A 25,137-nucleotide genomic window follows, 5' to 3' on the forward strand; every position below is an offset into this window, starting at 1 on the left:
CAACATAAATTTTATTTATTCTGACTCCTGAATAGAATTGATTGGTCAAGATAACACTCCATAATTGCTGGGGAGCTATGCAGCGCTATGCCCTTCTTGATGCAGTCGCTCATGGGGGAAACCACGGCAGTTGCTCATGGGGGAGACCCCCAAGACCGCACTGCCTCCCCAAGACCGCGCTGCATCGCTATTTCACCTCAAGCAGCGCTATAACTATTGTAAGCATATGCGCTACGCGCAGGCTACGCCAACAGCAGTCAGCGGTCAGCCGTGAACTTTTGGCTCACGCTTCTTGATGCAGTCGCTCATGGGGGGAACCCCCAAGACCGCGCTGCATCGCTACTTGAGATGCTTATTTTATTCAAAAGTACCGATTGCGCTACGCGCACCCTGGGCGAATAGTAGCGTGCGCCGATGGGCATAAGCACCATCTGTAGAACCATCTGTAGCAGATTAGCTGATAGCTTACGGCTGAATACTTACGTATTATTAACTAATATATATATAAGGTAAAACTATTATGCCCAAGTCAAAGAAGCCAGAAGAAATCACAGTTCAGGATAAAGAGGCAGCAGAAGCAGAAATTAGGGAGAAGCAGAAGCCTGTTGATTACGACACCAAAGAGTATCCAGTTGAAATACTGGTTCAGAAATACATGGATGGAAAGGATGACGATACCAACGAGTTGTTCATACCAGATTACCAAAGGGAGATGGCTTGGGATGAAACAAGGCAGTCGAAGTTCATTGAGTCTATACTTTTAGGGTTACCAATACCATATATCTTTGTTGCCGATATCAACGACCCAGAAAATGATCTAGGGCGTTTGGAGATAGTAGACGGTACACAGCGTATCCGTACTCTGGCTAGATTTATAAATAATGAACTTACCTTAACTGATTTGGAGAAGCTAAAAAAACTCAATAAATTTAGGTATACTGACTTACCACTTGCACGACAAAGGCGCTTTAAACGGAGTACGCTTCGGATGATCCAACTGACTGAAAAGGCAGATGAGGAAGTGCGCCGGGATATGTTTGAAAGGATCAATACAGGTAGCGTTGAGCTAAATGACATGGAGAAACGCAGAGGAATATCACCCGGACCATTCCTAGATCTCTTGAAGCCACTCTCCAAAAATGAAAAATTCCTTCAGCTATGTCCGTTTTCAGAAGCCCGAATCCTCAGACGTGAACCCCAGGAATTCGTGTTACGTTTTTTCGCCTATCTGAACAACTATAAGAATTTTGAACACCAAGTTAAGAAATTTCTTGATGACTACTTGGAAGAACACAACAAGCCCGGACTTGATCGTGAGAAAATGGAGGCGGAATTCCAATCAATGTTGGATTTCGTAGAGAAGCACTTTAAAAATGGATTTAGCAAATCAAAACGACATACAACGACGCCTCGTATTCGATTTGAGGCTATCTCCGTTGGGGTTGCTCTTGCCTTGAGGGAAAATAGAAATCTTAAGCCAAAATCAATGAATTGGCTTGACTCGCCAGAATTTAAGAAGCACACTACCTCTGATGCAAGTAACTCTAGACCTAAAGTAATTCGGCGTATTGAGTATGTGCGTGATCAACTCCTAGGGAAAGCATGACAAGTCCATTATTTGAAGATTTCAACGAACGCTCTAAAGAAGTGAGTAAGTATTTTATTGTTATGAAAAATATGGAGCAAGGAACAATTAAGTTAAGTATGGAGGGTAAGAGTGGAGAACCTAAAATTAAACAAATTGACCCTGAGTTATTAAAAACTATGAAAGCTAGTGGATTCTTGTTGCTTTACAATCTGGTCGAATCCACAATGCGAAATGCTATAGAAGCCATCTTTGATGAACTTCAGAGTAAACGAATTTCCTTTGATGAAATCAGACCTGAACTTAAGAAAATTTTCTTAAAAAACCTTAAAAACCGAAAACATGATGATGATTTCATTTCAAATATAACAGCGATTTCTCTTGACATTATCAATGCTGGTTTTGATAAACAAAAACTATTTTCAGGCAACATTGACGGAAAAAAGATCCAGGAAACAGCAAAGGAATATGGGTTCTCATGCACAACTGACCACGCGAAGACTGGAAATGGAAAGGATTTGTTAACTGTTAAAGATAACAGAAACCATTTAGCCCATGGCATCAAGTCCTTTGCTGAAGTAGGAAGAGAGCAAAGTGCTGATGACCTCTTAAAAATAAAAAATAAGGTAGTCAAGTATTTAAGGCAGATACTACAAAATATAGAAACCTATCTAGCTAACCAGGAATACTTGGATTCATCCACCACTACTCCTTAATTTATATATTACTAACGTGCTTCAGAATACTTTGAGCTACTACCTGACCCAACTTTACAGGAACAGCATTGCCAATTAGACGCCCGACATGATTAAACAGCACAGGTTTAGTGTCTGCAACAAATTTATAGTCCCGAGGAAAAGTTTGTAACAATGCAGCTTCCCTCAGAGATATGGCTCTGTCTTGTTCAGGGTGTCCGAAGCGACCATTACCAAAACCAAAAGACTGTGTAGTAATCGTTGGACTTGGCAAATCCCATTCCATCCGACCATAGACTGCTGAATATGTCTTACCGCTATCCTTAGTATGACATTCTGCAACTAACTCATCGGGCCAGTCTCGCCAAGTTCCACCAGGCAATGAAGCACGGATACGACGGAGATTTAGTGCTGAAAGTTTACTGCACCGATGGAGTCGGTCAGTTTTTGATGATTCACCTGCCCCAAGAGGTTCAAGGTCATAGATTGTTTTGCGTACTGTTTCGTAATTCTTGTTATTGTGGGTGGGGAGAATTAGATTGATTTTACTAAACTTGGAAGCAAAAAAGACTAACCGCTTGCGAATTTGAGGAATACCGTAGTCTTTACACTCAACCTCATCAAATGAGATAAAATAACCATGATTTTTTAATTCAGTGGTGAATTCCTCGAAAACTTGATATCGTCTCAATTGAGGCACGTTTTCCATGGAAACGATTTCTGGATTACACTCCCGGACGAGGCGAGCAAAGTCATGGAGAAGTTTCCACTTAGTGGTTTTGTTGGTGTATCGCCTGGAATAGTTGGAAAAGGGCTGGCATGGAGCACATCCTGCTAGTACCTTGATCTGATCTCTTCTGTAGTGTTTTGCTAAGTCAGTACCAGTGAGTTCTTCTACGCCTTGGAGTATAAACTTGGCTTTATTGTTGTATTCATAGGGAAACTGACATATAGGGTCAATATCATACCCGACAGTCACAGGAAGACCCGCCTGCTGGAAGCCATGGGTCAGCCCCCCAGCACCACAAAACAGGTCTACTGCGGAAATAGCGATCATTAAGTCTATCTAGAGGGTTTACCTAAACCAATGTGTTAACCGATTTATTAAGGTAACTGATCTAATCCCTAACTGCAAGTCTCAGGATAAAGGTGAGCCACCGGACAGATGGTGATGGGCTGAGGTGGTGATGAGGTGATGAATGTCTAGTTATACTCCAAGATTGTAGCAATATTTTTGGAAATTGGCTTGACACCAATTGGCATAACAGAAAGGAAAACCTCAACCCTTCTGAGGTAACCTCGCTTTCCCAAACACTTGCTGAGGAGTAAGTTCCAAACCTTCAAAAAGCGAGTCAGTGATCAGCGCAGCTTTGGTATAAGTCCGTGGTGGCGCATCTGGATAAAAAATTGTGATACTTCTCGCCTGAGGATCAACAACCCAAACTCGCAACACTCCCGCTTCTAAATAATCGGTTGCTTTCTCGGCTAATTGCCCAAAGGTTTGTCCTGGTGAGATAATTTCAATGGCTAACTCTGGGGGTACTGGACAAGGCTCATCTTCTATCACTTCTGAGGGCAGACGCTCAACCGAAATGTAGGTTAAATCAGGCACAGGTACCCAGTCTTGACCGTGACGTTGCAAGACTATTGCCCACTCTGGATTGACTTCACCCTTTTCCTGACACCACTGATCCAAAAGTGTATATAAAGCACCAGTTACCCTAGCATGAAAACGTTTAGGAGACATTTTCGGTACTGCAACCCCATCAACTAATTCATAGGTTACATCGGTTGAAGGCATTGCCAGAAATTCTTCTAGGGTAAGTAGAGTTTTGAGTTGTGGCATTTTCATAGGGACCCCGAGATCATGTATCTGGTGTCAGTTGCTTCAGTATATACCGATTGCAAAAAATAGTGCTACACATTTTAATTATCTAGCAGACCCCATTACCTGATTACCTCTGGGGCAATCTCTTAGGCTTTGCAATGCTACGATAAAAGGCAAAAACAAGAAGTCGTAACCTTGTGTCTGTCTTTACTCAATCGAGGGGAAAAAACCTTGGACAGCCTTTAGCTGTACCAACTGAACCGGTCTGGCGCTTTAGGGTTGAACAATACCACCAGATGATTCGCTGGGGTATCCTGGGCGAAGATGACCCAGTGGAACTGCTGGAAGGGTGGCTAATTCCTAAAATGCCGAAAAATCCACCACATCGTGCCTCTACGAAACTAACTCGGAATGCACTGGAAGCGATTATTCCAAACGGATGGTACGTAGATGCACAAGAACCAATTACTTTAGAAAATAGTGAGCCAGAACCAGATATCGTGATTGTTAAAGGCGATACTCGCGATTATCTTGACCGCCATCCTGGTGCTTCAGACCTAGCTTTAGTGGTTGAAATTGCTGACTCCACCCTAGAACGAGACCGAACCTTAAAGAAAGGCATCTATGCTCGCGCAGGTATTTCAGTGTATTGGATTGTCAATCTGATCGACAAGCAACTCGAAGTTTATACCCAACCCATTGATCTTGCTACAACGCCAACCTATCAACAACGTCAAGATTACAAACCCTCCGAACAAGTGTCTGTTCTAATCGATGGCTCTCCCATTGGTTCGTTGACTGTGCAAGACCTATTACCGTGACCTTTACGTGATTTTAACTGCACTGCGTTCGCGTAGCGTAGCCCTTTGGGCTAATCGCGTAGCGTGGCTGACAGCTGACGGCTGAACGCGCACGCGTGAGCTTTTAGCTCACGGCTGATAGCTTAATGCTTACCCAACAATAATCCACCACAAACTAATCCCTAAAACTATCGTACTCACATGGTGTGGTAATAACAAACTAAACGGTTGACGCCCTATCTTCTGGGTCAAAAACAGGGATAAAAGCACTCCAGCAATTAACGTAGTTCCCTGCAAGAACGCAATTACTGCTGGATGGGCTACCAACACAGGTAATCCTTCACCACTCAATCCAAAGGTGGCAAACATTACCGGTAAAATTTTTCCCCCTTCTCCTAAACCAAGCCGCCAATAATGAGCCAAATTACCAGCTAACACTAAGGGTAAATATCCATAAGCTAATTTAACAAAAGAACTTGGCTTACGAATTTCTTTTACCTGATATAATCCTACCCTTATTCCTTGAGCCAATAGTGGCAAAATTGCTGGTAAACTCAACACTGTTACCGAAAGCAAACCATGAGTCCAAAACTGACTCAAATCCCACCCTAACCCCAGGTTTTCTTGCAATTCTGGTAAACGGTGCAAAAACACTGCTCCTAACAATAATAATAACAAGGCTACCTCATAACTGCGATACACATGGGTAGTCCACAATTCAATGCCTGGAGGACGTAAATTCACTTCTACTGAACGATGGGGACAGGCTTTCAAACAGGTCATGCACAACACACAATCCCGGTTATCTTCTAATTGTGCTGGATGAGAGTACAAAGGACAGCCATCAGTTTCCATGCCCTCTCCTTTTTCTGGACCACCTTTATAACATTGATAGGTACTACATTCCGCTGAACATATCCCTTGTTGTGCTCGTAATTCCGTTATCGCTAGTTTAGCGAACATGCCATTCATGCCGCCAATGGGACATAAATAGCGACACCAGAAGCGTCGCTCAAAAATTGCGGAACATATCATCGCACCTGCTGTAATTAATAACAGTAGACAAGCGGAAAGATAAGCGGTATTTTCCAAATCCCACAATTCTTCCCACAATAAAATCAGGAAAAATAAGCCAAACAAAAACCATCCTCCCCAGGTTTGAGCTTGTTCTCGGGGCCAACGTTTTAACTTACGGGGAAATAGCCACAGGGATACTTTCTGAGTAACTTCCCCATAAATCATGAATGGACAAACTGCACACCATAACCTACCCACAAAGGGAAAACTAATTAATACTAAGGGCCACCACCACGCCCAGAATAAATTAAGCGCAAAATTTTCTTGACGATTCTGAGGTCCGATAAATAAAATAGCAACAATAATCGCAAAAGCCGTTAAGGTAAAGCCATAATTAATCCGGTCTGGCCACCAAGGGCTGCGGAGAAAGCGACGTAACCCTGGATAAGCATTTAAGAGATTGAGACGAAATTTCTTTTTCTTACTTTGGGAAGGCCAGATAATTTCTTCAGTTAGTTCTGAACATCCTTCTAACTGCACAATGGCTCGTTCAACTAAATTAAATAATTCCCTGAGATTATTGGGAAAATCATAAGCCTGTAATCGCCGTAATGCTTCGGGAGTTATCCGGTTTTTATTAATACATTTAGCACGAGATATGATACTAATATAGTAGTTGACTATATCACCAATGTCAGCTTTTCGTACCCGTAATGGTGGCACTTTAATCAATTGTCCTGCCACTGAATCAATCTCTGGCAGTTTTCTCTCGGCAATCATGATAATCCGAGCCTGACTGGTAGAGACGTTGACTGTAACATCTCTACTGTTTTGGGAACGGCTGACTGGAGTATAGGTATTGGTTCTAAGTAAATTAGCAATTGGTGTAATCAGTTCTGGAGGAAGTTCTTGAATATTATTTAATAGTAAAGTTCCTTGACCTAAGGCTTCAATTAACCCAGGTTTCCCCCCCGCACGACCAAATAATTCTGCTCCCCTAGCTTGTAATTTAGAGCAATCGACTTTAATCATCGCTTCTCTGCGATAGGGAGAACTAAAATGAATCAAGGCTGCTATGTTATCTTTTTCCAGTCCAGGTTCTCCGAAGATTATCACCGATTCGCGGTTTTCCGCTGCTTGTTTTACTTGCGATCGCAATCGCACCCCATAGCGACTTTTCCCAATAATCCCCCGTTTAGCTTTACTAACCAGATACGGTCGTAAGATAGTTTGACGCTCTTGTTCATAGGCTAGCTGAGCGGATAACTCTTCTACTTCTTCAGCCAGTTGTTGGGAGAAAGCTTGGGTAATTTCTGGATAGTGTTCCACGAGTGCCCGAAATTCGGAAGCACTGACAAACCAAAACTGACATTCGTTGAGGGTAATTAAGGTTTGCTCAACAGGTTTGTTCAATAATATAGCTTCTAGATTAATCACTGCCCCAGGGAGTAAACCCACAGCTTGCCAATCCTCAGGATTGCTTTCAATCCGACCTGAGCGGAGAATATATAATCCTGGGGGAGGGGTATTGGCTAGCACTAAGGTTTGGTTTGCTGGCAAAATCCGCTCTTCGAGCTTAGGTGCTAGATTCTGTAACACCTCCTGAGTCAACATACTTAGAGCAGTTCGTTGTTTTAGCCACGTCACTAAGTCTGAAAGGGTCATGATTGGCTCCAGGATAGACAGTGATGGGAAGTTCAGTTAGTCAAAATATTATTATGGTTAGGGAAGTTTTGTTAATTATTACTTGTTACTTATTAATTTTTAACTGAATAGTAATAAGTAAATCTGCAACTTTCACGGCAGTTAAGCTCTGGTCGTGCCTAACGCCAGAGCTAACCATTCATCAGAATTCAATTTCGGATTGCTATATCAAGTTATCTAAACGAGCACGGAGGGATTTGAACCCCCGACACCCAGAACCGGAATCTGGTGCTCTATCCACTGAGCTACGCGCCCTTGTGCTTGAGTGACTATATCAAGCCTTACTCTATTTGATTAGCTTTGATAATAGCACACTATTGCAATTACTAATTATACACCACTTGAGCACCGAAAAGTGTAAACTGTTTTAAATCTGCCTAAGCTTGTGCCATTGGCTAGAGATAACTGGCTGGATCGACAGGTTCACCGTTCTTACGAACCTCAAAATGGAGGTGGGGACCGGTAGAGAAACCCGTAGACCCAACGGTTGCGATCGCATTTCCTCGTTTCACCGATTCTCCCTTACTCACCAAAAGTCTACTAGCATGACCATAGAGGGTAGCAATACTGTCGCCATGGTCAATAATTACGGTATTGCCATAACCACCATACCAACCAGCCAAAATTACTGTACCGCTATCTGCTGCTCGAATAGTACTGCCATAACTAGCCCCAAAGTCAATCCCAGAATGGAACCGAGATGTACCTAGAATGGGGTGACGTCGCCAACCAAAACTGCTGGTAATGGAGCCATTACTGGGATAAAGCAGCTGACCAGTATTAAAAATAACCGTTTTGCGAAGCCTTGCCTTCCTAGCTGCCGCAATCTTGTTTTGACGGGCAATCTCTCGTTGAATCAAGATCACAAGATTTTTAGAATCTTCTGCTAACTGAGCTTGGGATGCTTCTAAAGCTTCTCGGTTAGAATTAAGTCGCTCAATCAGTTGTTGCTGTGTCTTGAGCTGAGCTTGAAACTGCTTCTTTTTGGCTAGGAGTTGCTGTTTAAGTAGAGAAACTCGGTTTTTCTGAGCCTCTATCTCGGTTTTGCGTTGGTTAATGCTGTCGGCTTCAGCTTTTAAACTAGTTAAGATTTTCTGGTCTGTTTGATAGACTAACTTCAATCGGCGGCGTTGAGCCAGAAATTCGTTGATATCTTGACTTTTGAGGAGGATATTCGATCCAACTTCAGCAGTGGGCTGGCGCTGTAGAAAACGCAGTCGAGCAATGATTGCAGCACGCTTTTCGTAATAGCTTCTCTCGGCAATTGCTAAATCCTCCTGCAACTGGTCTAGACCCTGGTTAGCCAGTTGGATTTGCCCATTGTAATCCTGGTTAGCCGTATCAGTGGACTTGAGATTAAGCTCAATCACACCCAGCTTCTTCTGGGCAGATTGCTCCACATTAGATATGCGATCGCTTTCCTTAATAATAGTAGACCGCTGCTGCTCAATATGTTGCTGTATTTGTTGCAGGGTATCTACTGCTCCTGGGTTTACTGCTCCTGGGTTTACTACTTCTGGGTTGGTTGAGGGAGAAGTACTCCCTGGAATTGTGACGATTAGCAGCCAAAGCACACAGCCTAAACAAACTCTCCCTATCCCATGTAAGCCATACCAATCCCTAACCCTACCAAAGGCGTTGAACTTTTTCGTATAAATTCCCCTCTGCCGAATTTCCTTAACCACAGACTATCTCAGTATTGTGAACAATCATCGAAAAAATTCCCGAATACAGCTGTCAACGGTTGTAGATCAATTTATCCTGACGACAGTTAAACACTCCTTGGATATTATCTACTACTGCTGCCCCATAGTTAAGACTGAGGGTAAACCATTAGTGTTGTCATTATGGGGACTAGTGTTTACTATTTAGGTATCTAAGGTATTTGAGCTGGGAAATCATACATCAAAGTAAACACCACAAACCCTAGCAACAACCTCAGCGCAAACCTCAGTCCTCTAGTCTATTTAAGTAAGGGAAATCAAGTATACAGCGGGTTTAAATTCCGTGAATTACAGTATATATCTCGTTTTTTGGGGAGATGACAATAGGCAACAGAAGACTTAATCGTTCTGTTCTCAATTCCCCTTTACCCGTTCCCTAACTGTTCACTTTGGGGGAATTGAGACTTTTTTTCAGTAAAACTGTTACTTTTGCCTAATTTTCGGTAACTCTGTAAAGGTAGCTCATCTCAAATCTGGTCAAATAATGATTATATCCCTGATCGGGTAATTGGTAATTCGTAATTGGAAATTAGTAGTTGACGATTCCCCATTGCCCATTACCAAACATCAAGGGAATAGTTAACAAAACAGTAATTAACCGGACTTGATATCATCAGAGTTTTCAGTCAATCAGACCGACTTAAAACTTGTAATTAAACCAATATTAGGATTAATTTTTGTTATGACGGTACTAGCAGGATTTTACGTTTCTGGCGCTCTCTACTTTTTTTCGATCTGGTTTCAAGCTTTCCAGAAAGACACTAATTTATCTCCTGAGCAAATCCGCATATCTTGGATAGTGTTGACGATAGCAACCGTTTTTTGGCCAATCGTTGCCCCGATTGCTAATCTGGAGAAGAGTTCTATAAAAAAAGATTATTTAGTTAATCAACCAGAGGTTGATCCTAATAAAACAGGGATTTCACCTGAGCTATACCGAACTTAATTGGGACATATAAATTGAATCATACTGATATTATATCCGATAATATCAGTATTGTAAAACTTGGGTAATGGTAAATTTGTAACTAGGATTACTCCTAAGCCATTGCCCATTTTAATATCTTCCATCGTCAGCTATCAGCTATCAGCGGTCAGCGATTAGCGCTAGGGGCACGCGTGCGCGTTCAGCTAAAGGCTTATTGCTACACTAATTGATGTTTTTTTAAATCAAATAAGCCCCGATTGCGCTACGGGCACGCTGCGCGAACAATAGCGTGAGCCTTGGCCATTCGCGAATGGCTGACGGCTGTTCGCGCAGCGTGAGCTTTTAACTCACGGCTGAGGACTGAATGCTTCCTTGCACGTTCACTTAAAAGCTCTAAAATTTAGTAATCTCAATTCAGGAGCTTCGAGTCAGAATAAGTCAAAGTTATGTTGTTAGAATATAACAATTTTTAAGCTGCTGATACGCGCAGCCTACTCAACCAATCATTAAGATCTGCCAAAGCGCGATCGCGATATGCTCCATACCGTTCTCGCTTATTCTTTATCCGCACTGGCAATTCGGGCAAAATCCCAAAATTTGGTGGCATAGGCTGAAAATGCTTGGGTGATGCGGAACTGATAAACTCAAACAACGCTCCCATCATCGTAGTGGGTGGCATCGTTACCAGTTCCAATCCTAATACCAATCGCGCTGCATTGGTACCAGCCAGCCACCCTCCTGCAGCAGCTGCTGTATAACTTTCTGTTCCTACCAATTGACCAGCTGCCAACAAAGTAGACCGTTTTTTGAACTGTAGGGTTGGTTGCAATAACTCAGGAGCATTCAGAAACGTGTTCCGATGCATCACCCCCATGCGCACAAACTCTGCTTCTTCCAAACCTGGAATCAGTCGAAATACCCGTTTCTGCTCACCCCAGCGCAAATTGGTTTGGAATCCCACCATATTCCACAGCTGACCTGTTTTATCTTCCTGTCGCAGCTGTACCACAGCATAAGGACGCTGGTGCTGATTTTCTGGAGCGCGGAAGTCTCCCTTACGGGCATCAAACAGTCCCACTGGCTTCAGAGGACCATAGCGCATAGTATCTTCCCCGCGACGAGCCATCTCCTCAATGGGTAGGCACCCTTCAAAAAATTTAGCAGTTTCTTGCTCAAAGTCTTTCAATTCCGCCTTTTGAGCTGCACACAGTTCTTCCCAGAAGTGACGATACTGCTCCCGATTCATGGGACAATTAAGATAAGCAGCTTCTCCTTTGTCATACCGGGATGCCATAAAGGCGATATCACGATTGATGGATTCCCCCACTACAATCGGTGATGCAGCATCAAAAAAACTAAAGTATTCTAAACCAGTGAACTGTTGCAGGTCTTCGGCTAAAGCAGGACTAGTCAACGGACCGGTTGTCAGTACCACCACCCCTGTGGTCGGAATTTGCGGAACTTCCTCCCGTTGCAACTCGATCAGGGGATGACTAGCTAAGGTTTCCGTCAATTCCCGACTAAATACTGCTCGGTCTACAGCTAAGGCACCCCCAGCTGGAACAGCATGTTGATCAGCTTTGCCAATAATAATTGAACCAAGGCGTCTCAATTCTTCGTGCAACAAACCCGCAGCGCGATCGCTTGACTTAGCACCAAAGGAATTACTACATACTAGTTCTGCCAATTCGACCGTATGATGAGCCGGGGATAGTCGCACTGGTCGCATTTCGTGCAACACCACTGGTACTCCAGCCTGAGCAATTTGCCAAGCGGCTTCTGTACCCGCTAGTCCACCACCGATAACATTTACTTGTTGTTTGTCATTAGTCATTATATAGCAAAGGGAACAGGGAATAGGGAGTAGGGAATAGGGAGTAGGGAGTAGGGAATAGGGAGTAGGGAGTAGGGAGTAGGGAGTAGGGAGTAGGGAGTAGGGAGTAGGAGAAAAATCCTGTCTACCTCATTACTATTACAACCACTTTATTCAATTGTTAATTGTTAATTTTTAACTGTTACTATCAAATTTACAATTAACAATTTTATAGTCTCAATTTTCACTACTCAATTTTAATTTTTAACGGGGCAGTATCTGACTAAATAGTTAACAATTGAGTGATTGTTCCTGGTACTGGCAAAATAATACTGACTAAAATTAACAATGCTATGATTCCGCACAAATCTCGCCAGTTGTCAAGTTCTGAAACATCATTAAGGGCTGGTTCATCTGCCACTGGCATGAATAAAAGAATAATTGCCCACAGGAGTAATTCTGGCTGGATAAATACTAGGAGCATCATTAACAGCCGGGTAATTTGACCAATGGTCATACCAGTTCTTTGACCCAACATGGCATGGACGATATGCCCACCATCCAGTTGTCCCACTGGCATTAAATTAAAAGCAGTAACAACTAAACCGACATAACCAGCGACTGCCACAGGATGAAGGTTAATGGCTGTGTTCGAGACAAATTCACTGCCCAATGCCCATTTACTTAGTAAGCTTAGCAAAAGGGAAAATCGGGGATTGAGGGATTCTAGGTTCAAGATTCCTGAAGAGTCAGACAACGGCACTACAGTGGAATGGGCTAATCCCCACATTAGGATTGGTAGGGTAACCACGAAGCCAACTAGTGGACCAGCAATGCCTATATCAAATAAGGCTTTACGGTTAGGAACAGGAGAGCGTATATGAATAAATGCTCCCAATGTTCCCAAGAATAAAAAGGGTATCGGGATAAAGTACGGCAGAGTTGTACGCACCTTGTAAACCATTGCGGCAAAATAATGACCGAGTTCATGAATGCTGAGAATTGCCATTAAGGCCACGGCATAGGGCAATCCTTGCAGTAAAAGCGCTGGGTCAGTAAGGGGATTTTCCGACACCCCAGCTATCTGAGTTCCCATCCAGGTGGTGGTAAACAAGGTAATCACCATCAGCCCCAATGCTAAACCAGGTCGCGTTAATGATTGAGACCCCCTGTAAGGTTTGGTTGATTTTTTGGTATTGGGCACTAGAGCAAAGAAGGGTTTGCCGCTAAAGCTTTCTTGAAAGACTACGAAAAAGCGATCGCCAAACTCGGCTTCTATATTTGACCGCACGGTACGGTAGGCTTGCTCTGGGTTAGTGCGGAGTTTGCCGCGACACAACACCACTTGAGGTCGGTACTCAATATTCTGGAGATAGTAGATTCCCCAGGGAAAACAATTTCTGAGGTCTTTTTCTTCTTCTTTAGTTATAGGACGAAGGCTTGACTTTTCAGTTGCCGATGAAATTTTGGCGACCGGGTCTGAGGTAGTTGTTTTAGTAGGATTCTCTTTGGTCATGGTTGAATTGGGATCTGAGCGTCCCCATTGAATCAGCAGCCAGTACAATGGCAAGCAAATGACAAATGGACCGAGCAATAGGGCTGGTGGTATTGGTGTGTTCTCACCATTGAACAGAGTCCAACCAATCCAGACTAGTGGTGGAGTCATCATTACCAGCCACAGTAACCAGACTGGTGTCCGAGTGAGGCTAGCAACGCTTCGCTGGATAACGAAGTAAGTGATCACAGCGAGTAAAATAAATGGGAGTAGCCAGAGTTCCATGATGAAAGATCACACCGTCTACTAAAAACTACAATTAAACTACAAGCATTGTGCAACCCGATACTCCAGCAAAAGGCGATTTTAATGTTACGCCAAGCGCATCTTCTAATCAGCAACCTGCTGCATCCAAGCCACCACGCCTTGTTCTAGATACCATTTTTGCTTTTCCACCCAATCGAGATACGTTAGGTGGTACGGCTTATATTATTGTAGGAAATTCCTTCAACCTATTGATTGATTGTCCTGCCTGGAATGAGACTAACCAACAATTTTTGCGTGAGCAAGGGGGAGTCTCATTACTGTTTATTACCCATCGCGGTGGTATTGGTAAAGCAAAGGAAATTCAGGAGAGTATGGGATGCCAAGTCCTGATTCAAGAACAAGAGGCTTACTTACTGCCGGGATTGGACGTAGTTACATTTCACCAGGAGTTGACTATAAATCCCTGCTGCTACGTGATTTGGACTCCTGGTCACTCTCCTGGTTCTTCTTGTCTTTACTACACTGGTGCCGGGGGTGTGCTATTTTCTGGGCGTCATTTGCTTCCTAGTAAACAAGGAGAACTGTTGCCCCTGCGAACCCCGAAAACATTTCATTGGCCAAGACAGATTCGGAATGTGCAATCTTTGCTTAAGGGTTTTACCCCAGAGACTCTTCAATTTATCTGTCCTGGTGCCAATACTGGTTTTTTGCGAGGCAAAGGGGTGATTGACCAAGCTACAGAGCGTTTATCAGAAGTGAGCGCGAAGTTGAAAAACCCAGAAGAGTTATATATCTGACGCCCTGACGGCCTGATGCTCTGAGGCCATTATGTAATGACCACCTAACTTGCCTTAGCTAGAAAAGTATCAGAACTCAACAACTTGATTGCTTCCTGATACTGAGTATCTGCTTTCGTTCCCACTTGGCTCATAGTAATTGCTTCTAAGGGCACCTCCAAGTCTGGCTCAATCCCTAATTTATTAATATCCCGGTGATTGGGGGTCTCGTACTTGGCAACGGTAACTGCTAATCCTGACCCATCGATTAGTTCAAATAACGACTGAATTAACCCTTTGCCAAAGGTTTTTTCCCCTACTAGCTTTGCCCTACCATTGTCCTGTAAAGCCCCAGCTAGAATCTCACTAGCACTGGCGCTGCCTTGATTAACTAATACGACCAAGGGGTCTTGCGTAAGAGCGTCACCATAGGCTTCAAAGCTACCAATGGTGCCTTGGCGGTTAACGGTGTAAACAATAGTGCCTTGATCTAACCAGAGGCGAGCAATTTCAATACCTGCCTGCAATAGACCCCCTGGGTTATTCCTCAGATCAAGAATATAGCCATGGGCACCCATCTCCTTGAATTGAGCAACAGCGTGGGCAACTTCCATTGGGGCGTTGGCACTAAATTGAGACAGACGAATATAACCGACTGGGTCTCTATTTTCCTGGGTATCGAGCACTGCATACACTGGATTTAGGGAAATGCGATCGCGCACTATTTCCACCAATTTTGGCTGTTCTTTCTTGCTTTGAATCTTCAAGGTAACCGTTGTACCAATTGCTCCACGCATCCTTGCTGCCGCTTCATCTAGAGTCATTTCCTTAGTCAGCATGCCATCAATTTCTAGGATGTGATCCCGTGCTCGGATACCGGCTAAATCTGCTGGTGATTGAGCAATTGGGGTGATTACTTCTAACTCACCAGTTTCCACATCAATGGCAATTTGTAGCCCGACACCGGAGAGTTCACCAGAGGTGTTGATTTGCAAACTATGATATTGGTCGGGTCTGAGCAATCGTGTGAAGGGATCCCCAAGACTCCCTAACATTGTTTCTATGGCAGTATAAGTAGCTTCACGATTAGGCAGCCGCTTTTTCAAGGTCTTCTGACGTAACAACCACCAATTCTGATGGTTAAAGGTATCATCAACGTAGGATTGAGAGACAATCCGCCAAGCTTGGGAAAAAAGCCTTTGCTCCTGAGAGAAGGCAGCTGCTGTTGGTGTCCACCAGGCAGACAATAGCATGATGGGCAAGGTTAGTAGGAGTCCAACCCACAAGGATCGTTTGTGCATGATCAAAATTATTAGAGTACTTGTTAAGTTATATTACCTGTAACCGCTATCAGGTATAATATTAGGGCTGTAACCGCCAGAGTTTACGGCAAATTAATGAAGCAAGTCATGTTAAAATTAACATCATGTAACATATAGGCTGTATTCGTTGTAACTTAGGGAGTTGAAGACTCCGACATTCAACGTCTGACGGCAAAATCCTTTCGGAAACTCTGGCCTCATGTTTTCTAAGCAAATCACTGACTCGAAAGTATACGACTGGTTTGAGGAGCGTCTGGAAATTCAGGCACTTTCCGATGACATCACTTCAAAGTACGTACCTCCCCACGTTAATATTTTTTACTGCCTGGGTGGAATTACTCTAACTTGCTTTATAATCCAGTTCGCTACTGGATTTGCCATGACCTTCTACTACAAGCCGACGGTCGCTGAGGCATTTAGCTCTGTACAGTACATTATGACTGAAGTGAGCTTTGGCTGGCTGATCCGCTCTGTTCACCGCTGGTCTGCCAGCATGATGGTGCTGATGATGATTTTGCACGTCTTCCGGGTCTATCTGACTGGTGGTTTCAAAAAGCCCCGTGAACTGACCTGGGTGACAGGGGTAGTTTTAGCAGTAATTACCGTCTCCTTCGGTGTGACTGGCTACTCCTTGCCTTGGGACCAAGTTGGTTACTGGGCGGTCAAGATTGTATCTGGTGTTCCTGAAGCTATTCCCGTGGTTGGTTCTTTAATCGTTGAACTGCTGCGCGGTGGTACTAGTGTAGGTCAGGGTACCCTGAGTCGCTACTACAGTCTACATACCTTTGTTCTACCTTGGTTTATCGCTGTATTCATGTTGCTGCACTTCCTGATGATTCGCAAACAGGGCATTTCTGGTCCGTTGTAAATCTGTACTGACTAAAAGTCAGGAAAGTGTTAAAACTAAATGCAAACCTTCCTGCTGCCACCTGCTTACCTTTACTTATTAAGGAGAAGAATTTAAGCAATGTCAGTTCTTAAAAAGCCGGATCTAGACGATCCCATTTTACGTGCCAAACTAGCCAAGGGGATGGGTCATAATTATTATGGCGAGCCAGCTTGGCCTAATGACCTCCTCTACGTTTTCCCAGTGGTAATCATGGGTTCCATTGCTTTATGCATTGGTTTAGCTGTGCTTGATCCAGCTATGATTGGTGAGCCAGCAGATCCCTTTGCCACACCTTTAGAAATCCTCCCGGAATGGTATCTATATCCTGTTTTCCAAATTTTGCGCATTCTACCTAATAAACTTTTGGGTATTGCTGCTATGGGATCAGTTCCCTTGGGTCTGATGCTGGTTCCCTTCATCGAAGGTGTGAACAAATTCCAGAACCCATTCCGCCGTCCAGTGGCAACTACGGTATTTTTATTTGGTACCCTAGTCACCATCTGGCTTGGTGTTGGTGCTACCTTACCCATTGATCAGTCTTTGACTTGGGGTCTGTTTTAAGATAAGCCTAACCATCAGGCTGATCCTACAACTAGAGTTTTAACTAGAGTTTGTGGGATTTCCAGTGGTTAGTGATTAGTCCTTTAAAAAAGCTTTTGTCAAAATCCCACGTACTTTGAGCCGTGGGATTTTTGTTTGATAGGAATTTCCGAGAATTTCCTCCCTGCCAAGTATCGTAACCCTGTCTTTGATGGCTACAAGTGCTCCCTTGTTTTTCCCTAATATCCCTAATGCTTTTAGAAATACTTCGAGGCTAAGATAGGTGAATCGAATTCAAAACTAACGAATTTGAGCGACACACAGAAAACCGCATCTAACTACGTATTCATTTTTCTAGAGATTTTTGAGTGTGAAGGGGGCATCCAATCCTACGTCAAAGATATTTTCGAGGCATATTTGTCTGTTGCTGCTAAGTCTGTTAACAGTTCTAGGGCTGAAATATTTTTGCTGCGGGATGGTCTAGGTTGTGACAATCCCTTTGATGTCTACCCACTCAGATTCCATTACCTGAAAACCAAGCCTCCTGTCCTAGGGCGTGTTCGCTTAACACTAGCGCTGGGGTTTTATTTATGGCAAAAACGTCCCAAACACGTTTTCTGCGGTCATATCAAACTGGCTCCCCTGACTCAGCTGTTGTGCAATAGTCTGGGGATTCCCTATACAGTTTTGACCTATGGCAAAGAGGTGTGGAAACCTTTAGCCCTAAAAGAACGTAACGCCCTAGAGCGGGCAGCAGCAATTTGGACTATTAGTCGTTACAGTCGCGATCGCGCTTGTGCTGCCAATAAGCTAAATCCTGAAAAGGTCAAGATGTTGCCTTGTGCTGTTGATGGCAATAGGTTTACTCCCGGTCCAAAATCACCAGCCTTAATCGAAAAGTATGGTCTGACTGGTGCTAAGGTGTTGATGACTGTGGCCCGTCTGTGGTCTGGGGATATTTATAAAGGAGTAGATGTTACCATTCAAGCACTTCCTGCGATCGCAAACATCTTTCCAGAGGTTAAATATCTAGTCATTGGTCGTGGTGATGATCAACCCAGACTGGCACAGCTAGCCAAAGATTTGGGTGTTGCGGATCGGGTGGTCTTTGCTGGTTTTGTCCCTACACCAGAATTAGTGGAACACTACCGAGTGGCTGATACCTACGTCATGCCCTCCCAAGAAGGCTTTGGTATTGTATACCTAGAGGCCATGGCTTGTGGTAAACCTGTCCTTTCTGGGGATTCTGATGGTTCTGCTGATCCGTTGCAAGATGGTCAGCTTGGTTGGCAAGTTCCCTATCGAGACCCCGATGCAGTGGCTGCGGCTTGTATTGAAATTCTCAAGGGAGAGGATCAACGCTGTGATGGTGAGTGGTTACGAGAACAATCCCTAGGGTTATTTAGTAAAGAGGCTCTGACAAAGCAGTTAAAAGAGTTCCTCGATTTTGCGTAAACATTGTTCTGATTCCCGTACATCCCCATCCTTGTTAGTAATAAAGCCAGAATCAAGCCTGGGAATAGGGAAAGCTTGGTTTATGGGTTTTCAGCGGGTCACAAGCCCCTCGTGGAGCATCAGCAGCGAGGGGTAATTTCTCTTCAAGTTAAGACGAATCTGAACTAGGATATAACTACCCGATCATATTTGTTATTTTTAAAAGAAAACTGTGAATCAAAATACCCCCAGACAGTTTCAGTTCAACCTGTCAGGTATGGGCTGTTGGCTAGCGTTCTTCTTAACTTGTTTCTTGCTAGGCACAGTTGGCTTGGGATGGGTAGTCAATGGTTTTTTGATTTTGATTGCTTTTTTAATCATCTCACCAGTGATTGCCTGGTTCGGAGTTCGCTGGTGGCTCAGACGTAATCTAGTAGAAGATCAATGTCCAGTCTGTGCCTATGAGTTTACTGGGTTTAACAATACCCAGTGTCAGTGCCCCAGTTGCGGGGAAGTTTTGAAGATAGAACAGGGTCGTTTTAACCGCTTAGCAGCTCCAGGCACCATTGATGTGGAAGCGGTTGAGGTATCCGTTCAGCAGATTGAAGATTAGAGTAATCGCTAATCACCAATAGACTTCGCCGCAGTTGTCAGGCAAAAGGCTTGCATACAATCATTCTTGAGTGTTGAACTTGTGAAGTACCCCAACCTGCTTGACCTTTGGTCACGCTACCCGAACGCTGAGGCTGGGGTACTTCACCAATTCATAGCTCCATCTATTCTTTTACGAAGACCTATAGTTCTGCTGCTACAATCATTAATACAAAAAACACTTACCGTGACATAATTACCATCTGGACTACATAGAACATTTAAAATAACTGTATTTCCTATTTTAAAACGTGATTTCCATCCTGGAACAAATTGGACATCTCCGTTATTTACAAAAGTTGTCATTTTTTCTAAAGCTTTATTGGCACAGCTTGACTGACTATTACTACTAACAGCATTCCAACCTGTACTACCTCCATCTCCGAAGCCAGCATAAGCTAATCCTTGGTTTATGGTTATACTTGCAATGGTTGCAACAGATAAAATACTCAGTTTATTCAACATGGCAATATGTTCATATATCTTGTGAATACAACTAAGTATAGTAATTCTCTTATTAGATAAATCTAATAAGAGAATAATTTTTGTGAAAATAAATTAATATTCATATAGATTTAATTCGCCATGCTGGTATTAGGGAGTTTTCGTGATCGATAAGGTATAAGGATGCTGTTCACCATTGCGATCGCCAACGTAGAATGAGTAGCTGCCTTGCTCCCAATATCCGATTTTAACAATATTGCCCCCAGATAAATTATCGGCCTGTGTACATGAGGTACCATTTGGCTCCTGAATCAATAGAGTGGGCTGGCCTTGGCTTTCTAGGTTGAAGCGCAAGTAGGTAAAATCTTGGTTCAAATTAATCACATGATTGGGCTGGGTACTAACCATACCGCATTGGCTCTTATTTGATCCTCCAGAGTTTCCAGTCACTACGATCGGATCAGGCTGGAATCCAGGCTGAAGGTTGATGGTTTCGGCGCTGGCGATACCAGGGCTAGTTAAGCTTACAGTTAGGGTGATTGGAACAATCATCCACTGTGGGAATAGTTTAGTCATTGTCATACCCTAAAGTCTTGTGTTCTATTACTAATACACTTGTTCTATATTATTTGACTATCTCGAATTAAATTTGTTTCGGGTAAGCTATCAGCTATCAGTTATCAGCTATCAGTTATCAGCTATCAGTTATCAGCTAGCATTAAAAGGCTGAAGGCTGAGGGCTAAGGGCTGAGGGCTGAAGGCTGACTGCTGTTCGCGTAGCGTGGCCAAAGGCCTTTAGCTGACGGGTACCTCACCCAATTTAAAACTGCTATATAATAATGAGGCTGATTTCATAGCAGTTCAGTGCTATTGCCGGTATTCAACCGGTTAAGTCTAGACATAGTTAAACATAGTCATCAGGTGTTTGCCCAAAAAACGGTATCAACCAAAATCTGCTATAATCTCGGGGAATTTGCTTACTGCTCCTTGAAATCAGTGTTCACAGTCATTAAAAAGCCACAAATCGCAGCCTGAGCATTGAATATGGCTAGCCCCACTCTAAAAACAGGTCAACATCGAGAAGGTAGCTGGTATTTTCCGCTGCGACTGAACTTGGTTCTGCCACTGGTGACTAGGCGTTGCGTGGCAGCGCTTTTGGAAGTCTCGCTGGTAACTACCAGTGCGCTGCTCCCTTACGGGATTGGTTTGTATGCAGAAAAATACTCGAAGGCAGAACCGGTTCCCCTTAACCCAGTGTTGGGGGCAACCCAGAATGCGATCGCAAAAACTCTAGCTTACCCGCGCCTACAACTAACCAAGCGAGTCACTCCCCTGACCAATTTTTTTTGGTGTGCTTCCTTAGTGATGCCAGTAGGAGTAACCCTATGGCAACTTTATCTGCTGGGAAAAACTGGTCAAACTACTCCCAAAGGTTGGTTTGGAGTGCGAGTGGTTACCACCTCGGGAAAACCGCCTGGTTTGATGGGTGCGGTGTGGCGTGAGGCAGTGGGACGCTGGGGATTACCACTGGGAAGTGCTTATTTACTCTGGCGCTATACTGGAGCGTTTCCTGACTTGTTAATTTTGTTGGGATTGGCAGGATTGATGCTATTGGCAGAGAGTTTTAGTTCTGTATTAAATGCTCAACATCGCAGCCTCCACGACTACATAGCCGGAACTTATGTCTCGGATTCCTCTCGGTTGCTCTTGCCGTACTGGTCAAGTTTTGAATCCTCCCCCTCACCAGAGTATGAAGACGTTGAGCTAGAGGAGGACACTGATGAGCAATGGTCTCAAGAGTATGAAGAGGTTGAGCTAGAGGAGGACACTGATGGGCAATGGTCTAATCACCAGGAAGCTACCTCGGGTTACCGTAGCGGAACAGTTACTACCATTACCCTGATTTCAAAATCTCAACAGCACTCCCCCAATCTTTGGTTGTGGATGCGCCGACATCCCGGTCTTACTCTGGTAATTGTTACCTTTGGCGGCATGGGGTCTGTACTGGGCACGTTTGTGGGGACCCAAATCTATATTCAAAGTCAAGCAAATTGGCGAGCGTTCAATCAGCAGAAGAATCAGGTCTTTCTGACCTTAGTGAAACAATTAAGCTCCACTGAGAGCACGGCTCAAGAAGAACGTTTGGGATCAATTCTGGCTCTAGGTAGGATAGACGACCATCGTGCTGTACCGTTTCTGGTGGATTTGCTGGGTCAGGAAAATACCCCTAGCTTGATTGATACCCTCCAACAAACCTTGGTCAGTAAAGGCGTTCAACCGCTTCCCCATTTACGAGTATTGAATCAATCCGTGGGCTACGACCAGAAAACCTTAACCAGGGAAGGTAAACCAGGGGTTGGGGAAGTGCTAGCGGTGCGGCACCGAGCAACTAAGCAAGCTATCTCGAAAATTCTGACTATCTACGACGGTCAAGTGCATAATGCTAACCTGAGTAATATTAACCTCAGTAAGGTTAATCAGGGTTATGGCTATTTTAATCCCATTCTGGACAACCTGAATTTGTCGGGCATTAATTTCCGCTACGCTGATTTGTCCGGTGCTAATTTGCAGGGTAGTCGCTTCTATGGCCCTGGTGAGGATGAACATTTTGGCACGTTTGATGATTGGGTCAGCGACTTTAGCGGAGCTGATCTCAGGGAAGTTAACCTGACTGGCGCTATTCTCGATAATGTCTTGATGAATCGCACTAATTTAATTGGGGCAACCCTGAACCGAGCAAGGTTTTATAACGGCAGCCTGATCGGTGCGAATCTCAGCAGTGCCCAGCTGATTAATGCTGATTTCCGTAGAGCTATCTTAGAAAATGCTAGCCTCACAGGAGCCAATTTGGGGGAAGCAAAATTCAGTCTCTCTAGTCTTCATGGTGCTCGTTTGGGCAAAGTTAGTGCTGTGGGGAGTGATTTCTCTTCTGCTGATTTAAGTCAATCAAGCTGGCAAGGATCGAATCTTTCTAGGGCAAATTTGAGTAATGCTAATCTCAAAAATGTTGATTTAAATTCAACCCAATTGGTAGGGGCTAATTTACGCAATGCTCAGCTGTCAAATGCTAAGCTACGTTACGCTAATCTAAGTGCTGCAGATTTGCGAGGGGCTAATTTAGCTGGAGCCGATTTTCTGGGAGTTACCTTTGCTATGGCTAAACAGACCAAGGCTAATCAATTTATTACTTTGCCTCCACCTAAATCGCATTTAGCCAGGATTAGGGGGGTTGATTTTACCAATGTTAAAAATTTAGATGAGCAGCAACTTCGATATATTTGTACCTATGGTGGACTTCATCCTAGATGTTTGTAATTTTATTTTAAGTAGGGAGTAGGGAGTAGGGAATAGGGAACAGGGAACAGGGAACAGGGAATAGGGAACAGGGAATAGGGAATAGGGAACAAGGAAAAAACAAGTGGGAAGTGCGTAGGGTGCGTTAGGGGCGGACTTGCCCTTATTTTTCCCCTCGTAGCCAGCGTTGGGATAGTCCGCCCCGTAACGCACCACCAAAAGGCTCCCCCTCATTTTCCGCCTCTTCGCGAGTTTAGAAAGTCCGTAGGGGCGGACTTGCCCTTATTTTTCCCCTCGTAGCCAGCGTTGGGATAGTCCGCCCCGTAACGCACCACCAAAAGGCTCGCCGTCATTTTGTAACGGGCAAGATGCCCGTTCCACCCACCGGATCAAAAAGCTTTTAGGAGATGCACCCAGCAAGTAAGAAACAAGTGGGAAGAAAGAAGTGGTAAAAAATAAAGTAGGCTCAATTTTTTCTCTTGTCAAAAAATTAGCGATGCTCTGAAAGAGCCGCTACGCGAACGCATAAATTAAAAAGCTACTGAGTCGATTCACTATCTTCGAGTTGACTTCAGTTTAAAACCCGCTTAACCAGAATAGATTGCTTAATGGATTGCCTTAATTTAAAGTTAACTATCAACAGTGAACAAAACATCAACCTGTATATAGCGGTTTCTATTCTAATCAAATAATTTTTACTCTCTTGCCTCTTGCCTCTTGCCTCTTGCCTCTTGCCTCTTGCCTCTTGCCTATTCCCTGTTCCCTATTCCCCTTTGCTATATTAGTTTCACCGCAGCAATTAAGCTAATATGAGCGAGAAAGCAGCCATCATTAGAATTAGGTATTGAGGAGTTGAGGAAATGGGTAATACTATTGGATTATTGTCCACAGTAGGAACGCTGGTGCTGGGAAGTCTGGCTAGTTTAATGATTAAATCGCAACCAGCATTTGCTCAAGCTGCCTACGGAAGTTATGTGGGAATTGGTCCTACGTTTGGTATTACAAAGGATGATGATGGAGAGGGTCAGCAAATTGGTGGGGTAATTGCATTTCGCTACAAATTCCTAGAAATCCCCATTTCCTTCCGGACACAAGCCCTGATTGGTGCTGGTACTGCTATTGTGCCAACAATTTCCTACGATTTCCCCCTTAACTGGCAAACCGATGCTTACTTAGGAGCAGGAGCTGTATTTGCTAGCGGTCACTCTCCGTCACCAGTAGGAGATAAGACCAGTTTTGCTATACAACCTGGTATTGATTTTATGATCCCTAATAGCCAAACGGTTTTGTTTGGTAATGCGATTATTGCTTTTGATGCCTATCGGGAGGGTGGCGGCGTCGCTGCCTCTGTTCAAGGTGGATTTGGTTTAAGATTTTAGGGATTTTAGTTTCAAAATAGCCCCGTCCGGTATAGTTTCCTGTTTCATTTCCCAAAACTTGCTCAGGACATGAATTTGCTTTAATCCCACTATTAAATTTAAGCCAGGTATAAAAATCCACCACACTACCAGAGGTTCTGTGAGTCCTTCTCGTCGATACAGCTCATTAATTGTGCGGTAAAGCCTAAACTGCACAATGTAAATCCAAACTATACCGAGTAGGGAAAACCAACCAAACCAGCCAGGAACATCAGGATCTAATATCCATAGCGCTTGTGGAACGGCGACACCTAAAAGGAAAGGTAGTAAACACAGGTTACCGGACCAACCAGAATTGTTATAGTGTCGCAACTCTTCGTGAATGATCCACTTGTACCAACTGTAATAGACCATTAATGTGGCTACCGATAGCAGGATCACTTTTACCAGAGGACGAGGTTTACCAAGGGGTTGGTCAGACATAAGGCACAACTATTGCATCGGAACATCACTCTGTATTTTAAAATCCCTTAACAAAAATTAATACAATTGGTAAAATAACAAAGCGTTGGA

At 43.8% G+C, this 25,137-nt stretch carries 23 protein-coding genes and 1 tRNA gene; 12 read left to right on the top strand and 12 right to left on the bottom strand.

Going from position 1 to position 25,137, the window contains the following annotated elements; translation table 11 throughout:
* Positions 1-295 precede the first annotated feature (295 nt).
* From BJP34_RS48480 to BJP34_RS06060, 3 genes are all read left to right on the top strand, one after another.
* The gene (locus BJP34_RS48480; RefSeq protein WP_267876499.1) at positions 296-424 is read left to right on the top strand and encodes a hypothetical protein; all 129 of its coding nucleotides are present in this window, start codon (positions 296-298) and stop codon (positions 422-424) included.
* Positions 425-520: 96 nt separating this feature from the next.
* Positions 521-1,606: a DUF262 domain-containing protein gene (locus tag BJP34_RS06055; protein WP_070391564.1), complete on the top strand. Its 1,086-nt coding sequence runs from the start codon at positions 521-523 to the stop codon at positions 1,604-1,606.
* The gene (locus BJP34_RS06060) at positions 1,603-2,301 is read left to right on the top strand and encodes an MAE_28990/MAE_18760 family HEPN-like nuclease (RefSeq protein WP_070391565.1); all 699 of its coding nucleotides are present in this window, start codon (positions 1,603-1,605) and stop codon (positions 2,299-2,301) included. The genes BJP34_RS06055 and BJP34_RS06060 overlap by 4 nt, the downstream gene beginning before the upstream one ends.
* Before the next feature lies 1 nt (position 2,302).
* Here the strand turns inward: BJP34_RS06060 and BJP34_RS06065 are convergent, their stop codons facing one another.
* The gene (locus BJP34_RS06065; protein WP_070391566.1) at positions 2,303-3,337 is read right to left on the bottom strand and encodes a DNA cytosine methyltransferase; all 1,035 of its coding nucleotides are present in this window, start codon (positions 3,335-3,337) and stop codon (positions 2,303-2,305) included.
* 222 nt (positions 3,338-3,559) lie between these two features.
* The gene (locus BJP34_RS06070; protein ID WP_070396517.1) at positions 3,560-4,126 is read right to left on the bottom strand and encodes a Uma2 family endonuclease; all 567 of its coding nucleotides are present in this window, start codon (positions 4,124-4,126) and stop codon (positions 3,560-3,562) included.
* 179 nt (positions 4,127-4,305) lie between these two features.
* On the opposite strand from BJP34_RS06070, the gene BJP34_RS06075 reads away from it, so the two are divergent.
* Positions 4,306-4,929 (top strand): Uma2 family endonuclease, encoded by a 624-nt coding sequence (locus BJP34_RS06075; protein WP_070391567.1) that lies wholly within the window; start codon positions 4,306-4,308, stop codon positions 4,927-4,929.
* A gap of 129 nt (positions 4,930-5,058) precedes the next feature.
* On the opposite strand, the gene BJP34_RS06080 is transcribed toward BJP34_RS06075, so the two are convergent.
* The 3 genes from BJP34_RS06080 to BJP34_RS06090 form a co-directional block, all read right to left on the bottom strand.
* Positions 5,059-7,590 carry a sigma 54-interacting transcriptional regulator gene (locus BJP34_RS06080; RefSeq protein ID WP_070391568.1) on the bottom strand — a complete coding sequence of 844 codons (2,532 nt, stop codon included), beginning with the start codon at positions 7,588-7,590 and terminating at the stop codon, positions 5,059-5,061.
* 221 nt (positions 7,591-7,811) lie between these two features.
* Positions 7,812-7,884 (bottom strand) — tRNA-Arg (locus BJP34_RS06085).
* 140 nt (positions 7,885-8,024) lie between these two features.
* Positions 8,025-9,314 carry a murein hydrolase activator EnvC family protein gene (locus BJP34_RS06090; protein WP_229424267.1) on the bottom strand — a complete coding sequence of 430 codons (1,290 nt, stop codon included), beginning with the start codon at positions 9,312-9,314 and terminating at the stop codon, positions 8,025-8,027.
* A 643-nt stretch (positions 9,315-9,957) separates the two neighbouring features.
* Between BJP34_RS06090 and BJP34_RS06095 the strand changes: the two genes are divergently transcribed.
* Complete coding sequence (locus BJP34_RS06095; RefSeq protein ID WP_070391570.1) at positions 9,958-10,299, top strand: hypothetical protein; 342 nt, start codon at positions 9,958-9,960, stop codon at positions 10,297-10,299.
* A 451-nt stretch (positions 10,300-10,750) separates the two neighbouring features.
* Here BJP34_RS06095 and trmFO read toward each other — a convergent pair whose 3' ends face one another.
* Both trmFO and BJP34_RS06105 read right to left on the bottom strand, forming a co-directional pair.
* Entirely contained in the window at positions 10,751-12,115 is a 1,365-nt protein-coding gene (gene trmFO / locus BJP34_RS06100) for an FADH(2)-oxidizing methylenetetrahydrofolate--tRNA-(uracil(54)-C(5))-methyltransferase TrmFO (protein ID WP_070391571.1), read from the bottom strand.
* Positions 12,116-12,377: 262 nt separating this feature from the next.
* Positions 12,378-13,874, bottom strand: a complete 1,497-nt coding sequence (locus BJP34_RS06105) for a site-2 protease family protein (protein ID WP_070391572.1) — start codon at positions 13,872-13,874, stop codon at positions 12,378-12,380.
* A 50-nt stretch (positions 13,875-13,924) separates the two neighbouring features.
* On the opposite strand from BJP34_RS06105, the gene BJP34_RS06110 reads away from it, so the two are divergent.
* Positions 13,925-14,653, top strand: a complete 729-nt coding sequence (locus BJP34_RS06110) for an MBL fold metallo-hydrolase (protein ID WP_070391573.1) — start codon at positions 13,925-13,927, stop codon at positions 14,651-14,653.
* Between the two features lie 44 nt (positions 14,654-14,697).
* On the opposite strand, the gene ctpA is transcribed toward BJP34_RS06110, so the two are convergent.
* Positions 14,698-15,933 carry a carboxyl-terminal processing protease CtpA gene (ctpA, locus tag BJP34_RS06115; RefSeq protein WP_070391574.1) on the bottom strand — a complete coding sequence of 412 codons (1,236 nt, stop codon included), beginning with the start codon at positions 15,931-15,933 and terminating at the stop codon, positions 14,698-14,700.
* A gap of 220 nt (positions 15,934-16,153) precedes the next feature.
* On the opposite strand from ctpA, the gene petB reads away from it, so the two are divergent.
* The 4 genes from petB to BJP34_RS06135 all read left to right on the top strand — a co-directional run bounded on the left by petB (position 16,154) and on the right by BJP34_RS06135 (position 19,430).
* Entirely contained in the window at positions 16,154-16,822 is a 669-nt protein-coding gene (gene petB, locus BJP34_RS06120) for a cytochrome b6 (protein ID WP_070391575.1), read from the top strand.
* Between the two features lie 99 nt (positions 16,823-16,921).
* Entirely contained in the window at positions 16,922-17,404 is a 483-nt protein-coding gene (petD, locus tag BJP34_RS06125) for a cytochrome b6-f complex subunit IV (protein ID WP_009149162.1), read from the top strand.
* Positions 17,405-17,692: 288 nt separating this feature from the next.
* Entirely contained in the window at positions 17,693-18,838 is a 1,146-nt protein-coding gene (locus BJP34_RS06130) for a glycosyltransferase family 4 protein (RefSeq protein WP_193431313.1), read from the top strand.
* 211 nt (positions 18,839-19,049) lie between these two features.
* Positions 19,050-19,430 carry a hypothetical protein gene (locus BJP34_RS06135; RefSeq protein WP_070391577.1) on the top strand — a complete coding sequence of 127 codons (381 nt, stop codon included), beginning with the start codon at positions 19,050-19,052 and terminating at the stop codon, positions 19,428-19,430.
* Positions 19,431-19,573: 143 nt separating this feature from the next.
* Here BJP34_RS06135 and BJP34_RS06140 read toward each other — a convergent pair whose 3' ends face one another.
* Together BJP34_RS06140 and BJP34_RS06145 are read right to left on the bottom strand one after the other, a co-directional pair.
* Positions 19,574-19,933 carry a hypothetical protein gene (locus tag BJP34_RS06140; protein WP_070391578.1) on the bottom strand — a complete coding sequence of 120 codons (360 nt, stop codon included), beginning with the start codon at positions 19,931-19,933 and terminating at the stop codon, positions 19,574-19,576.
* A 129-nt stretch (positions 19,934-20,062) separates the two neighbouring features.
* The gene (locus BJP34_RS06145; protein WP_070391579.1) at positions 20,063-20,488 is read right to left on the bottom strand and encodes a hypothetical protein; all 426 of its coding nucleotides are present in this window, start codon (positions 20,486-20,488) and stop codon (positions 20,063-20,065) included.
* Between the two features lie 468 nt (positions 20,489-20,956).
* Here BJP34_RS06145 and BJP34_RS06150 point away from each other — a divergent pair, with 468 nt between their 5' ends.
* Positions 20,957-23,227, top strand: a complete 2,271-nt coding sequence (locus BJP34_RS06150) for a pentapeptide repeat-containing protein (protein ID WP_070391580.1) — start codon at positions 20,957-20,959, stop codon at positions 23,225-23,227.
* Between the two features lie 261 nt (positions 23,228-23,488).
* On the opposite strand, the gene BJP34_RS38865 is transcribed toward BJP34_RS06150, so the two are convergent.
* Entirely contained in the window at positions 23,489-23,692 is a 204-nt protein-coding gene (locus BJP34_RS38865) for a hypothetical protein (protein ID WP_149030827.1), read from the bottom strand.
* A 374-nt stretch (positions 23,693-24,066) separates the two neighbouring features.
* Here BJP34_RS38865 and BJP34_RS06155 point away from each other — a divergent pair, with 374 nt between their 5' ends.
* Positions 24,067-24,585, top strand: a complete 519-nt coding sequence (locus BJP34_RS06155) for a hypothetical protein (RefSeq protein ID WP_070391581.1) — start codon at positions 24,067-24,069, stop codon at positions 24,583-24,585.
* Here BJP34_RS06155 and BJP34_RS06160 read toward each other — a convergent pair.
* Positions 24,574-25,047: a hypothetical protein gene (locus tag BJP34_RS06160; RefSeq protein ID WP_070391582.1), complete on the bottom strand. Its 474-nt coding sequence runs from the start codon at positions 25,045-25,047 to the stop codon at positions 24,574-24,576. The genes BJP34_RS06155 and BJP34_RS06160 overlap by 12 nt on opposite strands.
* Positions 25,048-25,137 lie beyond the last annotated feature (90 nt).

The sequence above is a fragment of the Moorena producens PAL-8-15-08-1 genome (assembly GCF_001767235.1).
In the GTDB taxonomy this organism is placed as follows: domain Bacteria; phylum Cyanobacteriota; class Cyanobacteriia; order Cyanobacteriales; family Coleofasciculaceae; genus Moorena; species Moorena producens_A.

Coding starts and splice junctions, on each gene's coding strand:
- trmFO (WP_070391571.1), bottom strand. CDS start 12,115: ATGACTAATGACAAACAACAAGTAAATGTTATCGGTGGTGGACTAGCG.
- BJP34_RS06145 (WP_070391579.1), bottom strand. CDS start 20,488: ATGACTAAACTATTCCCACAGTGGATGATTGTTCCAATCACCCTAACT.
- petB (WP_070391575.1), top strand. CDS start 16,154: ATGTTTTCTAAGCAAATCACTGACTCGAAAGTATACGACTGGTTTGAG.
- ctpA (WP_070391574.1), bottom strand. CDS start 15,933: ATGCACAAACGATCCTTGTGGGTTGGACTCCTACTAACCTTGCCCATC.
- BJP34_RS06070 (WP_070396517.1), bottom strand. CDS start 4,126: ATGCCACAACTCAAAACTCTACTTACCCTAGAAGAATTTCTGGCAATG.
- BJP34_RS06155 (WP_070391581.1), top strand. CDS start 24,067: ATGGGTAATACTATTGGATTATTGTCCACAGTAGGAACGCTGGTGCTG.
- BJP34_RS06065 (WP_070391566.1), bottom strand. CDS start 3,337: ATGATCGCTATTTCCGCAGTAGACCTGTTTTGTGGTGCTGGGGGGCTG.
- BJP34_RS06140 (WP_070391578.1), bottom strand. CDS start 19,933: ATGTTGAATAAACTGAGTATTTTATCTGTTGCAACCATTGCAAGTATA.
- BJP34_RS48480 (WP_267876499.1), top strand. CDS start 296: ATGCAGTCGCTCATGGGGGGAACCCCCAAGACCGCGCTGCATCGCTAC.
- BJP34_RS06160 (WP_070391582.1), bottom strand. CDS start 25,047: ATGTCTGACCAACCCCTTGGTAAACCTCGTCCTCTGGTAAAAGTGATC.
- BJP34_RS06060 (WP_070391565.1), top strand. CDS start 1,603: ATGACAAGTCCATTATTTGAAGATTTCAACGAACGCTCTAAAGAAGTG.
- BJP34_RS06080 (WP_070391568.1), bottom strand. CDS start 7,590: ATGACCCTTTCAGACTTAGTGACGTGGCTAAAACAACGAACTGCTCTA.
- BJP34_RS06055 (WP_070391564.1), top strand. CDS start 521: ATGCCCAAGTCAAAGAAGCCAGAAGAAATCACAGTTCAGGATAAAGAG.
- petD (WP_009149162.1), top strand. CDS start 16,922: ATGTCAGTTCTTAAAAAGCCGGATCTAGACGATCCCATTTTACGTGCC.
- BJP34_RS06105 (WP_070391572.1), bottom strand. CDS start 13,874: ATGGAACTCTGGCTACTCCCATTTATTTTACTCGCTGTGATCACTTAC.
- BJP34_RS06150 (WP_070391580.1), top strand. CDS start 20,957: ATGGCTAGCCCCACTCTAAAAACAGGTCAACATCGAGAAGGTAGCTGG.